Raw genomic sequence first — 13046 nt, 5'->3', positions numbered from 1 at the left:
CGATGCCAGTGCTGAATGCCTGTCGAGGGCCCGGTAAGGCGCGGTCAAGGTCTTACGTAACGCAGCCTCCTTACGTAAGAATATGGCGGATCTCATGATCCTGCCTCAGGAACGGAGCCCGCCCGTGCCGTCCCGTCGTACCTTCCTACAGCTCACCGGCCTCAGCGCCGCCTCGGTCACGCTCGGTATCTCCGCGCCGCCGGCCGCCGATGCCACCCCTGCCCATCCGCTCCCGGACAACGCTTTCGGCCTCGGGGTCGCGTCGGGCGATCCCCGCTCCGACGGGTTCGTACTGTGGACCCGTCTCGCGCCGGAACCCCTTGCTACCGACGGCCACGGCGGAATGCCGAAACATGACGTTCCGGTGCAGTACGAGGTCGCCGAGGACAGTCAGTTCCGCCGCGTCGTACGGCGTGGGCTCGCGATCGCCTCGCCCGAGCTCGCGCACGCCGTCCATCCGGAAGTGCGCGGCCTTCGGCCGGGGCGCGAGTACTTCTACCGGTTCCGCATCGGCACCCAGGTGAGTCCGGTCGGCCGCACCAGGACGTTGCCGACGGTGGGCGATCGCTTCACGTTCGCGACCGCGTCCTGTCAGGCGTGGTACCACGGCTACTTCACCGCGCATCGCGACATCGCCCGGCGCGCTCCGGACGCGGTCTTCTTCCTCGGCGACTACATCTACGAGTACGGGATCGTTGCCGGTGACAACCTCTGGCGCGAGGGTGTCACGGTCGGGCCGGAGCACGGTGTCGAGATCGAGACGCTCGAGCAGTACCGGCTGCGCTACGGCCTGTTCAAGAGCGAACCCGATCTCCAGGCGGCGCATGCCGCCGCGCCGTGGTTCATGGTCTGGGACGACCACGAGGTACAGAACAACTACGGCGCCGCCAACTCGCTGTACGGCGTACCGCCCGAGCTCTTCGTCCATCGCCGCGCCGTCGCATACCGCGCGTACTACGAGAACGCCCCGCTCGCCCTCGACAGCCTCCCGCAAGGTCCGGACGGGCGCATCTACCGGAGGTACGACGTCGGCTCGCTGGCCCGCGTGCATCTCCTCGACACCCGTCAGTACCGCGATCCGCTGCCGGTCGACGAGGCCGACCGCGTGTCCGAGCAGCGAACGATCATGGGTAGCGAGCAGGAGACCTGGCTGTACGACGGTCTGCGCACGTCGCGGACGCCGTGGAACATCCTCGCGGGCGGTGTCGTACTGACGCCGGTGACCGACGATCGCACCGAACAGTGGGACGGGTACCCGGCGAACCGGCGCCGCGTCCTCGAGGCGATGCGCGCCGCCGGGACGTCGGTGATGCTCACCGGAGACATTCACCGGCACGTGGCCTCGGAGCTCCAACTCGACGCCCGCACGGTCGGCGTCGAGCTGGTGTGCTCCTCGGTCGGTTCGAACGGCGACGGCGTCGACACCGACTCCTACGCGAAGGACTGGCTGCAGCACCCGAACATCAAGCTCTACAACGCGCGGCGGGGCTACGTGTACAGCACGATGACCCGCACCGAGCTCACCACCGAGTTCGTGAACTTCCCGTACATCCAGGCCGACGCGAACGCGCAGCCGAACGTCCTGGCCCGCTTCCGCACGCCCGCCACCGACCCCCGCCTGGAGGAATTGTGACGCGCCCACCCGCCATCACCGGCCTGCACGGCACCGGCGGCATCCGCATCGTCACCCTCGACTGGAAGCCGGTGTCGTGGGCAACCGTCGTCGACCACTACGCCGTCTACGCCGACGGTGAACTCGTTGGCAAGACCGTCTATCCGCATTTTGTCCATCGCGGTCTCGGGTTCGACGGGGTCACGCGGTCGTACTCCGTCGTCACGGTGGATGCCGCGGGCAACCGATCGGGATCGTCCGCCGCCGCTGGTGTGGCCAACCTGACATCGGTGACGATCTCCGGTACGCCGGTCGCGACTGTCGGTGTGTTCGACGGTAAGGGCTCCGAGCTCGCCCTGTCGCCGAAGGGGTACGCCGAGTATCCGACCCGGTTCCCGTCGGACGTCGACTACACGTTCGGGACGTCGACACCGTCCGCCGACTGGTCGTACCTGCTCCCGGGGCCGGCCGACAAGTGGGCCGGCTCGAAGAACCACCGGGCGACGTTCCGCTTCGAACTCTCCGCCGCGCCGTCGCAGGATCTTGACCTCGCGCTCTGGCTGATCGACAGTCATGCCAGCCTCGCGGCGTCGGCGGTGCTGTCGGTGAACGGTGTCGAGGTCGGGCGAGTTGCGTTCGCCAATGGTGCGACCAAGGGTTCGACGATTGCCGACAGTACCTATCCGGGGTCGCCGCTGAAACCGTCGTACGTCGAGATGCCGTTGCCGAAGGCGCTGTTCCGGTCCGGAGTCAACGTCCTCGAACTGTTCAAGGACACAGGCTCCTGGATCGCCTACGACGCGCTCGGGATCTTCGCCCGCCGGTGACGGTTCGCTAGGCTGGCCCGAATTGCTCGCTACCGGGGAGTCACACCATGCCGTACGAACCGTGCCGCTACGCACAGCGGTGGCCGGAACTGTTCGAACAGCTCGACGACGAGCAGAAACAACGGGTCAGCGACGCGCTGGCGAACAACCGCCTGGAGAACTGGGAGCCCGACCGCGAGGACGTGTCCAACCTCGTCGACCGTGAACTCGGCCGCATCGACACCGCCGAATACATCCGCCGCACGCTGTCGAAGGTCACCAGCGACTGATCCCGAGCTTCGCCTGGTGGAGGATTGGGCCATGACGAAGGACGAGAGGATCCGGCGGGCACGCGTCGAGGACGTTCCGGTGATCGTGGAGCTGGTGCATGCGCTGGCGGCGTACGAGCGTGCTCCGGAGGAGTGCCACCTGACCGCCTCGCAGCTGACGGCGGCGTTGTTCGGCGAGACGCCGGCGGTGTTCTGCCATGTGGCTGAGCACGAGGGCGAAGTGGTCGGGTGTGCGCTGTGGTTCCTCAGCTTCTCCACCTGGCGCGGCGTGCACGGGATCTACCTCGAAGACCTGTTCGTCCGGCCCGACGCCCGCGGGACCGGTCTGGGCAAGGCGCTGCTGACGGCTCTCGCTCAGGAGTGCGTACAGAACAACTACGAACGCCTCGAGTGGTCCGTCCTGAACTGGAACACCCCCGCGATCGACTTCTACAAGTCCCTCGGTGCCACCCCCCAAGACGAATGGACCACCTACCGCCTCACCGACGAAGCCCTCACAAACCTGGGCGCCTGAGCGCTAGAGGCGGCGGTTCTTGGCGGTGTACATCGCCTGGTCGGCCTGGTGGAGGAGGGTGTCGAGGTCGGTGGAGGTGGGGGTGATGGGGACCGTGCCGACGCTGGTGGTGACCTCGACGGCGATGTTGGGCAGCGGGCGGCTGACCGCGGTCTCCAAGCGGGTAATAAGCGCGGCGAGGTCTTCGCCGGCGATGTCTTCGGCGAGTACGGCGAATTCGTCGCCGCCGAGGCGCGCCACGGTGTCGCCGTGCCGCACGGCCGAGGTCAACCGCTCCGCGATCTCCCGCAACGCACGATCCCCGGCCTCATGACCGTAACTGTCGTTGACGAGCTTGAAATGGTTCAGGTCGCAGAAAAGCAAAGCCCCGGTCCGCCCGGTCGCCCGCGTCTGCTCCAGAACCTTGGCGAACCGATGCTGCAACAACCGCCGATTCGGTAGCCCGGTCAACGGATCGTGGGCGGCGTGATGCCGAAGCTCCCGCTCAGCGTCCTTTCGAGCCGTCACATCGTCGATCTGCACGAGCAGGATCCGCGGTTGCCCAGCACCCTGCTCGACGAGTGAGGCCGTACCCCCAAGCCAGATCGCCTGACCACTGGGCTGGGTGAACACCCGCTCGAACTGATACGTACCGTTGCGCGCAGCAACTTCCTCCAGCTGGGACCGGGTGGAGTCAGGCTCCTCGTCGCGGAGAAAGCTGACGAGCCGCATTCCCACCAACTGATCCGGCGCATACCCGGTGATCCGGCAAAAGGCATTGTTGACCCGTCGGAACCGGCCGCCGTCAGGCCCGTCGAAGGCGACGGTGGCCATCCCGTTCCCAGCACCTTCGAAGACCAGCCGGAACGTCGCCTCACTGGCCTCCAGCCGAGTCTTCTCCGCAAGAAGTTGGTCGGTCAAACGAGCCTTGTCGATCGCCAGCCCGGCCTGAGTGGCAAAAATCTCCAGCAATTCACGGTGAATGGGACCGGGACGACGCTGATCTTCCGGCAAATCGACCGACAGCATTCCGACCAGCTCGCCCGCCGACGAATACAACGGCGCGAACAGCGCGTCCAACGGATGCCAGGCGTCCGGCGCGTCGGACACCGGTACGTCGGGGACCCAGCCGCTGACCTCTCCTTCGGGCAGCCGCTCGTGGGGGACGAAGCGGAGCTTGCCCCACTCGTCCGCGATCGCGAACTCGGCGTCGAAAAGGTCGGCCGCGCTTACCTTCCCGAGCAGCGCCTGCCGCGCCTCGGGCGAACCGGCGACCGCGATCACCTCGAACTTCCCGTCGGGGTGCCGCAGGTTCAGCACGGCGATCCCGAAGCCGAGCCCGTTGACCACCCCGTCGACGACCGCCTGCAGGGTCTCGGCCAGGCTGCGCCCCGCCCCCATCCGCGCACTCACCTCGTAGAGGCGCCGGACGGCAGACAGCCTGACCGTTGGCTCGCTCTGCACCCGTTGAGAATATGCCGATTTCACCGGGCGTGAGCAGCCGTATCCACAGCTGACCCGGTTAAGCCTTCGCTGTCATGCGGGTCAGGAACGCGGAACTGCTCAGTACCGCAGTTCGGTCAGCCCGCGATAGCTGCGCTCGGCCGACTGCCACGCGTCCACCGGCTTGTCGTGCTCGACCAGGTACTGCTCGACCCCGCCGGCCTCGGCGTGCGCGAACATCGCCGCGAAGTCCAGCCTGCCCGCGCCGACGTCCTCCCACGAGCCGTCCTCGGCCATGTCCTTGACGTGCAGCGCCGGGAACCGGCCGGGGTGCTCCTGGAACAGCTTCGCCGGGTCGTGCCCGCCGTCGACCGCCCAGTACAGGTCGAGTTCGAAACCGAGCAGTTCCGGATCCACGTCGAGCAGGATGTCGTACAGCACGGTGCCGTCGACCTTGTCGAAGTCCCGGCCGTGGTTGTGGAAGAGCAGCTTCAGCCCGGCGTCCCGCGCGACCTTCCCGGCCTCGGTGAACGCGGCCGCCGCGGTCTTGAAGCCCTCGACCGAGTGCAGTTCGGACGGGATCGACGGTACGACCGCCCACTGCGCGCCGAGCGTCTGGACGTCGGCCAGCGCACCGGCCCAGTCGTCGCTCAACCGCGGGTACCCGACGTGCTCGAGCACGATCGACAGGCCCGCGTCGTCGGCGAAGCCGCGGATCTCCTCGGCACTGTGGTCGAACCGCCCGCTCACCCCCACCGTGCAGTACCCGATGCCGGCGAGCCGCTTCAGCGTGCCCGGGTAGTCCTCGGCGAGCACGTCGCGCATCGTGTACAGGTGCATCCCGATACCGTCGGCGGGAATGGTCCGGTCAGTCATACAGGTAACTCCTTCGTCAGCTGACGTGTTCGGTGTACCTTGCCAGCGCCAGGTCGAAGACCTCTTGACCCGGCGCGTCCCACAGCTCCTGGTTGAAGATCTCGACCTCGATCGGACCGTCGTACCCGGCTGCGTCGCAGGCCGCGCGCAGCCGGCGCAACTCGATCGAGCCGTCGCCCATCATTCCCCGGCCGAGCAACGTGTCGGCGGGCAACGGAACCACCCAGTCGCTGACCTGGTACGACACGATCCGCTCGCCGGCTCGCTCGATCTGCCGATAAATGTCCGCGTCCCACCACAGGTGGTACGCGTCGACGATCACCCCGACCTGCGACGCCGGGAACTGCTCCGCGAGATCGAGCGCACCGCCGAGCGACGACACCACGCAGCGATCCGAGCAGAACATCGGGTGCAGCGCCTCGACCGCGAGCGTGACACCGCGTTCAGCGGCGTACGGCGCCAGCTCGGCGAGCCCGTCGCGGACCATCGCGCGCGCCCCGTCGAGATCACGTGATCCGGGCGGCAGCCCACCGCTGACCAGCACGAGCACCGACGTACCGACGGTCGCGGCCTCGTCGACGGCGCGCCGGTTGTCCTCGATCTTCGCCTTCCGTTCGGCGGCGTCGGTCGAAGTGAAGAACCCGCTGCGGCACAGCGAAGAGACCTTCAGCCCGGCGTCGGCGACCAGCTTCGCCGCCTTCTCGACGCCGTACTCCTGGATCGGTTCGCGCCACAGACCGATCCACTGCAGACCGGCGTTCGCGCTCGCCGCGACGACATCCTCGAGCGGCCAGTACTTCGTGGTCGCCTGGTTGAGGCTGTAGCGGCTGAGGTCGCTCATGCGTCGATCCCGCTGACCCGCAGCAGCTGCCGGAATCGGTCCACGGCGAGCGTCGGGTTCGTCAGTACGCCGGCCTGGTCCGCGAGCCGGAAAGTCTCCGCGAGGTGCGGCAGCGACCGCCCGGTCTGCAGCCCGCCGACCATCGTGAAACCGGGCTGGAAACCGTTCAGCCAGGACAGGAACGCGATACCTGTCTTGTAGTAGTACGTCGGCGTGGAGAAGATGTGCCGGGCCAGCGGTACGGTCGGCGCGAAGACCTTCTCGTAGGTCTCCAGGTCACCGTCGTCCAAGGCCTTCAGGGCGGTGGCCGCGGCCGGGGCGATCGCTGCGAAGATCCCGAGCAGCGCGTCGCTGTGCCGTGCGTTGTCGCCGCGAATCAGCTCGGGGTAGTTGAAGTCGTCACCGGTGTACAGCCGGACGCCCTCGGGCAGCCGGTTGCGCAGGGCAACTTCACGATCGGCGTCGAGGAGCGAGACCTTGATACCGTCGACCTTCGCGACGTTGTCGTTGATCAACTCCACCACGGTGTCGGCGGCGGCGTCCAGCGACGTACTGCCCCAGTAGCCTTCCAGCGCCGGATCGAACATCGATCCCAGCCAGTGCAGGATCACCGGGCGAGACGACTGGTTCAGCAGCCGGTCGTAGACCTTGCGGTAGTCGTCCGGCGATTCGGCTGCGGCGCACAAGGCCCGGCTGGCCATCAGGATCGGCTGCGCGCCCACCTCCTCGGCGACTGCGAGCTGCTCCTCGTAGGCCGCGGTCACTGCATCGAGTTGCGGGTCGCTCGGCGGCAGTTGGTCCGTGCCCACACCGACGGCGATCCGGCCGTCCGGCGCCTCGGCCGCGGACCGGCGGATCAGCTCCTGGGTGGCCTTCCAGTCCAGACCCATTCCGCGCTGCGCGGTGTCCATCGCCTCGGCGACCGACAGGCCGAGTGACCACAGGTGCCGCCGGAACTCCAGCGTGTGCTCCCAGTCGATGACAGCCGGCGCACCGGGCGAGTTGTCCGCCAGTGGATCGGCGACGACATGCGCGGCGGCGAAGGCAAGCCGCGACGTCGCGGGCGAGTAGGTGCCCTGGGCAACAGGCTCACCGGTGAGGCGGTACGGCTCCAGGCCCGTGGAACCAAAGGCAGGAAGGGAAAGCTCCATCAGTTCGCCTTCAGCTCCAGCGCCGGCACGTCGAGCTTGCGGCCCTCGTGCCACGACTTCAGGCCGAGCTCGGCGAGCTGGACGCCCTTCGCGGCCTCGGCGAAGTCCCAGGTGAACGGCGCGTCGTCGACCACGTGCCGCAGGAACATCTCCCACTGCACCTTGAAGCCGTTGTCCATCGGCTCGTTGTCCGGCACGGTCGCCCACTGGTCGCGGAACTTCTCGGTCACCGGGATGTCCGGATTCCACACCGGCTTCGGCGTCACGGAGCGGTGCTGGACGCGGCAGTTGCGCAGTCCGGCGACCGCGGACCCCTCGGTCCCGTCGACATGGAACTCGACCAGTTCGTCCCGGAACACCCGGGTGGCCCACGACGAGTTCAGCTGGGCGATGATCCCGCCGTCCAGCTCGAACACGCCGTACGCCGCGTCGTCGGCGGTCGCCGCGTACGACTCGCCCTTCTCGTCGACCCGGGTCGGGATGTGCGTCGCGCCCTGGCAGTACACGGACTTGACCTCGCCGAACGTCTGGTCGAGCACGTACCGCCAGTGGCAGAACATGTCGAGGATGATGCCGCCGCCCTCTTCGGACTTGTAGTTCCAGGACGGCCGCTGCGCCTCCTGCCAGTCACCCTCGAAGACCCAGTACCCGAATTCGCCGCGGACCGAGAGGATCCGGCCGAAGAACCCGCCGTCGACCAGCCGCTTCAGCTTGCGCAGACCGGGCAGCGACAGCTTGTCCATCACGACGCCGTTCTTCAGCCCGGAGTCGAGCACCAGCTTCGCCAGGTCGACGGCCGCGTCCAGGCTCTCGGCGATCGGCTTCTCGCAGTAGATCGCCTTGCCGGCCTCGACCGCGGCGCGGACGCCCTTCTCGCGCAGCTGGGTGAGCTGGGAGTCGAAGTAGATCTCCACATCCGGCTCGGCGAGCGCCTCGGCCAGGTCGGTGGTCCAGCGTTCCAGTCCGTACTGCTCGGCGATCCGGCGCAGCTTGAGTTCGTTGCGGCCGACCAGAATCGGTTCCGGAATGATCATCGTGCCGTCCGCGGCGGGCAGTCCGCCCTGCTCGCGGATTGCCACGATGGAACGCTCGAGGTGCTGGCGCAGGCCCATCCGGCCGGTGACGCCGTTCATCACGATGCCGATGCGTCGCTCGTTCACGGTCTTACCTCTCACGCTTGAGTGTCATCAACGTCGAGGCGGCCGCACATGCCGTGCCGGCCGAACTCGGTGGGGTTCGGAAGTCGGTGGAGTACGGCGGATTCCAGGCACGGCGCCGTACCGGCCTCGGTGGGGTCTCGACGTAACCCTTCGTGTTCAAGGTCTGGTCAGCGGAAATCCCGATCCCGTGCGGCATCAACCCACCCGGCAGCGAGCCCGGCCCGCTCGGCAGCGCCATGCCAGGTCCTGACTCGAACTTGCACATGTCGCCTCCCCTCCGGGCTTGGAAAGGGCTTTCCAAGCCCCGTGACCGCAACCATAGGTGGGCGCTCACCCCGAGTCAACCTGCAATGGAAAGCGATCTCCAACGCACACCCCCGATCACACCCCGTGTCCGCGCACCAGCGCTCCGGCGAACAGTCCCCACCTGCGGGTGGCGCGGCCCCAGGACCCGAGGTCCACTGGCGGGTTGTTTGATCGCTGGTGGGTTGTACGAGGCCAGCGGTGGAAAGTCCCGCCAGCCGAGGCCACCTCGCCACCTCACTGCCACCTCGGACCAACTCGGGCCACCTCGCCACCTCGCCACTTCGGCGCGCCGCGTTGTTCGGCGCGTTGGGCCGGGCGGATGGCTGGGGGCGGGCGTGAGCGTCTGGGTTGGGGGTCAGTGGGTGCGGGTTTTGGCCAGGGCTTCTTGCCAGGTTTGCCGGTGGGTGGGGGCGGTGGGGCGGGGGTGGTAGGTGCGGTACGCGCGGGATCGGGACCACGCGGTGGTGGTGCCGAGGGTGGTCCAGGCGAGTTCGGCGGCGCCCAGGGCGGAGATTTCGGGGATGTCGGCGGCTTCGACCGGGCGGCCCAGGAGGTCGGCCTGGATTTGCATGAGGAGGTCGGAGACGGTGGCGCCGCCGTCGGCGCGAAGGGTGGTGAGGGGGGTGGGAATGGTGTCGGTGATGTCGCAGATCTGGTGGGCGACGGCGTCGACGGCGGCGCGGGCGATGTGGGCGCGGGTGGTGGAGCTGCTCATCCCGGTGAGTGCGGCGCGCGCTTCACGGTCCCAGTGCGGGGCGCCGAGTCCGGCGAAGGCCGGCACCAGGACGACGCCTTCCGCCGACGGGACCGTTTCGGCCAGCGACATCAACGCCCCGACGTCCGGCAGCCCGAGGAGATCCGCGGTCCAGGCGAGCGCGGCGCCGGACGACACGATGTTGCCTTCCAGTGCGTAGACCGGCTGCGAGGTCAGCCACGCCAGCGTGCACCCTTCCGGTACGAAACCGTCCACCGGCGTCATCACCGACGACCCGGTCCCGTAGGTCGCCTTCACCATCCCCGACGACGTACATCCCTGCCCGTACAGAGCGGCATGCGAGTCCGCGAGTACCGCAACCAGCGGAATCCCGTCCGCCAACCCCGGCACGCCTTTCGTCACGCCGAAGCCACCATCGGACGGCCGTACGTCGGGCAAGGCGGACCGCGGTACGCCGAACGCCTCGAGCAACTCGGGTGACCAGTCCAGCGCAACCACGTCGTACAGCAAGGTCCGGGACGCGTTGCCGGCCTCAATAAGATGCTCCTGGCAACCAGTCAGTCGATGGACCAACCAAGAATCCACAGTGCCGACCACGGCGCCGGGAGCGCGATCCAGCAGCCATCGCATCTTCGGTGCGGAGAACATCGGGTCCACCCGCAACCCGGTACGTTGCCGCGCCAACGAATCGACCGAAGCAGGCAGTTGTGCACACCAATCACTTGTCCGGACGTCCTGCCAGCCGAGCACCGGCCCCACGGCCGCGCCGGAGGTGTCCCACCCCACCACCGATTCACGCTGCGTCGACAGTGCCACGCCGACGATGTCCACGTTGTCAACCGCAGCAAGACACGAAGAAATCGCGGACAGCACGCTCTGCCAGAGATTCTCGGCGTCCTGCTCGACCCATCCCGGTCGCGGCGTGGACAGACCGACCGGCGCCGCCCCGCTCGCCAGCACGGAGCCCGACGAGGTCACCAGAACGGCTTTGGAGTTGGTCGTGCCCTGGTCGATCGCGAGTACGGCGTGGACCATCGGCCCCTCCAAGTTTCAACTGAGCTCTTGACGTGACTCTAGCGGCATGGTGACACTCATGCCGACAGGCTATGCACTACTGAATATCTATTCACAGCCAGTATTCTGCAGCAGAAGGAGAGCGCGTGAAGCCGAGCAGACGCCGGGTGATCATCAACACCGACGCCAAGAACGAGGCCGACGACCAGTTCGCGATCGTGCACGGACTGTTGTCGCCGACGTTCGACATCCGCGGCCTGATTCCCGCGCACTTCGGTACCCGCCGGTCGGCCCGCAGCATGGAGGACTCCCGCGCGGAGATCGACCTGCTGCTGGACCTGATGGACCTGACCGGCAAGGTCCCGGTCGCGAACGGCGCGCCGACCGGCATCCCGGACGAGCAGACCCCGCTCGACTCGCCGGGCGCCCGGCTGATCATCGAGGAGTCGAAGCTCGCGTCGAAGGACGACCCGCTGTTCGTGTCGTTCCTCGGTCCGCTCACCGACATGGCGTCGGCGATCCTGCTCGACCCCGAGATCGTGCACCGCGACGTGGTGGTGATCTGGATCGGCGGCCGCGGGTACCGGGGGTACACGACGTACCCCGGGATCGAGTTCAACCTGTCCAACGACATCCACGCGGCCAACGTGGTGTTCGGATCCGGGATGACGGTGTGGCAGGTCCCGAGTGATGTCTACACGAAGGTCTCGGTCAGTTACGCCGAGCTCGAGGAGAAGATCGGCGACGCCGGCCCGCTCGGCAAGTACCTGATCGAGCAACTGGTCGAGTGGAACGCGACGCACCACGGCGAGCCGATCGAGTCCCGCTCCCTCGGCGACTCGCCCGCGATCGCGCTGATGCTCTTCCCGCGCAGCGGGGACATGCGGGTCCAGCCGGCGCCGCGCTTCGGCGTCGACGGCTGGTACCTGCCCGGCACCGACAACCCCATCCACGTCTGCGAGCAGGTCGATGTCCGCTTCCTGCTCGAGGACATGTTCGCCAAGATCCGCCGTTTTGCCCGTCAAAGGAGCGAGTCATGAGCACGTCGTACACCCGCCGGGGTTTCCTCGGTCTCACGTCCGCCGCCGCGCTCGGCGCCGGTCTGTCCGCCTGCACGGGCGGTGGTACGTCAACCAGCAGCGGCGGATCCAGCGAGGGCGCGTCCAACAACCTGCGTCTGTTCACCTACGAGGGCGACGAGACGATCGGGCTGCTGAAGGCGCAGGTGAAGAAGTTCGACCAGCAGGCCGGTACGACGACGACCGTCGACAGCCTGCCCGGTTCGGGGGCCGCGGTGTACCCGGACAAGCTGCGCACCGAACTGCTCGGCGGCAAGGGCCCGGACATCTGGCGGATCTGGGGTGGTCAGATCGGCGCGCCGTTCGCGAAGGCCAAGCAGGCCATGGATCTCAGCAAGTACTACGACAAGTTCGGCTGGAACGACTCGGTCAACAAGCAGGCGATCGACGGGATGACCTTCGAGGGCGTCAAGTCCGGTCTGCCGTTCACGTCGCTCGGACTCGGCGCCTGGTACAACAAGTCGCTGTTCGCGAAGGCCGGGGTGAGCGCACCGCCGAAGACGTACGCCGAGCTCGAAGAGGTCAACGACAAGCTCGTCGCGGTCGGCGTCACGCCGCTCGGCACCGGCGGCAAGTACGGCTGGCACATCATGCGGCTGTACGAATACCTGCTCGAGCACACCGCCGGACCCGAGTTGCACGACAAGCTGCTGACCGGTGACGAGAGCTGGGACCGGCCCGAGGTGGTCGAGGCGTTCACGCTGTTCAAGAAGTGGCAGGACAAGAAGTGGCTGCCGCAGGGCGCCCTCGGTCTCGACCCGTCCGACGCCGAGCCGTGGTACGTCCAGGGCAAGGCGGCGTACACGATCTGTGGGACCTGGACCGAGGCCGGCGCGATCCTGCCGGCCAAGAAGGACCCGGCCGGTTTCGGCAACTTCGAGCTGCCGACCGACAAGGAGCCGCTGCGGCACTCGGGCTTCGTCGAGGGCTACATGATCAACGCCAAGTCGGGGAACCCGGACAAGGCCGCCGAGCTGATCGACTTCCTCGCCAAGCCGGAGTCGCAGAAGGCGCTGCAGATCACCGCGTCCACGGTGAAGGGCGCCGAGCCGGACCCGAAGGCGCTGCCGCTGTCGGCGGAATGGGCCGACAAGGCCGGCGACCACCCGTTCTACACGATCCAGGACCAGGCGTTCCCGAAGAAGGAGGCCGACCAGTACTTCAGCGTCCAGAGTGATCTGCTGCAGGGCAAGATGACGCCGGACGCCGCAGCGAAGAAGATGCAGGAAGTCATCTCCGCCTGGGCGAAGAGCTGAGCGC

The 13046-nt window shown here is 67.6% G+C and carries 13 protein-coding genes; 7 read left to right on the top strand and 6 right to left on the bottom strand.

Going from position 1 to position 13046, the window contains the following annotated elements; genetic code table 11:
* Nucleotides 1-82 precede the first annotated feature (82 nt).
* The 4 genes from AB0B82_RS08205 to AB0B82_RS08190 are packed head-to-tail and all read left to right on the top strand — an operon-like array spanning nucleotide 83 to nucleotide 3222.
* A complete protein-coding gene (locus AB0B82_RS08205) occupies nucleotides 83-1633 on the top strand; it encodes an alkaline phosphatase D family protein (protein ID WP_360163990.1) in 1551 nt (516 codons plus the stop codon).
* Nucleotides 1630-2439: a polysaccharide lyase family protein gene (locus AB0B82_RS08200; protein WP_360163989.1), complete on the top strand. Its 810-nt coding sequence runs from the start codon at nucleotides 1630-1632 to the stop codon at nucleotides 2437-2439. Before AB0B82_RS08205 ends, AB0B82_RS08200 begins: the two co-directional genes overlap by 4 nt.
* A 47-nt stretch (nucleotides 2440-2486) precedes the next feature.
* Complete coding sequence (locus AB0B82_RS08195) at nucleotides 2487-2708, top strand: hypothetical protein (RefSeq protein ID WP_360163987.1); 222 nt, start codon at nucleotides 2487-2489, stop codon at nucleotides 2706-2708.
* Between the two features lie 31 nt (nucleotides 2709-2739).
* The gene (locus AB0B82_RS08190) at nucleotides 2740-3222 is read left to right on the top strand and encodes a GNAT family N-acetyltransferase (RefSeq protein WP_360163985.1); all 483 of its coding nucleotides are present in this window, start codon (nucleotides 2740-2742) and stop codon (nucleotides 3220-3222) included.
* A gap of 3 nt (nucleotides 3223-3225) precedes the next feature.
* Here the strand turns inward: AB0B82_RS08190 and AB0B82_RS08185 are convergent, their stop codons facing one another.
* The 5 genes from AB0B82_RS08185 to AB0B82_RS08165 all read right to left on the bottom strand — a co-directional run bounded on the left by AB0B82_RS08185 (nucleotide 3226) and on the right by AB0B82_RS08165 (nucleotide 8672).
* On the bottom strand, nucleotides 3226-4665 hold the full coding sequence (locus AB0B82_RS08185) for a diguanylate cyclase (protein WP_360163983.1): 1440 nt from the start codon (nucleotides 4663-4665) through the stop codon (nucleotides 3226-3228).
* Between the two features lie 99 nt (nucleotides 4666-4764).
* Nucleotides 4765-5520: a sugar phosphate isomerase/epimerase gene (locus AB0B82_RS08180; protein WP_360163981.1), complete on the bottom strand. Its 756-nt coding sequence runs from the start codon at nucleotides 5518-5520 to the stop codon at nucleotides 4765-4767.
* Between the two features lie 16 nt (nucleotides 5521-5536).
* On the bottom strand, nucleotides 5537-6361 hold the full coding sequence (locus tag AB0B82_RS08175; RefSeq protein ID WP_360163979.1) for a sugar phosphate isomerase/epimerase: 825 nt from the start codon (nucleotides 6359-6361) through the stop codon (nucleotides 5537-5539).
* Nucleotides 6358-7512 (bottom strand): dihydrodipicolinate synthase family protein, encoded by a 1155-nt coding sequence (locus AB0B82_RS08170; RefSeq protein ID WP_360163977.1) that lies wholly within the window; start codon nucleotides 7510-7512, stop codon nucleotides 6358-6360. Before AB0B82_RS08170 ends, AB0B82_RS08175 begins: the two co-directional genes overlap by 4 nt.
* Nucleotides 7512-8672 (bottom strand): Gfo/Idh/MocA family oxidoreductase, encoded by a 1161-nt coding sequence (locus AB0B82_RS08165; protein ID WP_360163975.1) that lies wholly within the window; start codon nucleotides 8670-8672, stop codon nucleotides 7512-7514. Before AB0B82_RS08165 ends, AB0B82_RS08170 begins: the two co-directional genes overlap by 1 nt.
* 17 nt (nucleotides 8673-8689) lie before the next feature.
* On the opposite strand from AB0B82_RS08165, the gene AB0B82_RS08160 reads away from it, so the two are divergent.
* Nucleotides 8690-8818: a hypothetical protein gene (locus tag AB0B82_RS08160; protein ID WP_360163973.1), complete on the top strand. Its 129-nt coding sequence runs from the start codon at nucleotides 8690-8692 to the stop codon at nucleotides 8816-8818.
* 515 nt (nucleotides 8819-9333) lie between these two features.
* On the opposite strand, the gene AB0B82_RS08155 is transcribed toward AB0B82_RS08160, so the two are convergent.
* Complete coding sequence (locus tag AB0B82_RS08155) at nucleotides 9334-10728, bottom strand: FGGY family carbohydrate kinase (RefSeq protein WP_360163971.1); 1395 nt, start codon at nucleotides 10726-10728, stop codon at nucleotides 9334-9336.
* Between the two features lie 125 nt (nucleotides 10729-10853).
* Between AB0B82_RS08155 and AB0B82_RS08150 the strand changes: the two genes are divergently transcribed.
* A complete protein-coding gene (locus AB0B82_RS08150; protein WP_360163969.1) occupies nucleotides 10854-11747 on the top strand; it encodes a nucleoside hydrolase in 894 nt (297 codons plus the stop codon).
* Complete coding sequence (locus AB0B82_RS08145) at nucleotides 11744-13042, top strand: extracellular solute-binding protein (protein ID WP_360163967.1); 1299 nt, start codon at nucleotides 11744-11746, stop codon at nucleotides 13040-13042. Before AB0B82_RS08150 ends, AB0B82_RS08145 begins: the two co-directional genes overlap by 4 nt.
* Nucleotides 13043-13046: the final 4 nt, after the last annotated feature.

Source organism: Kribbella sp. NPDC048915 (assembly GCF_040649595.1).
Classification (GTDB): Bacteria; Actinomycetota; Actinomycetes; order Propionibacteriales; family Kribbellaceae; genus Kribbella.
This window is presented reverse-complemented; position numbering and strand designations above follow the sequence as displayed.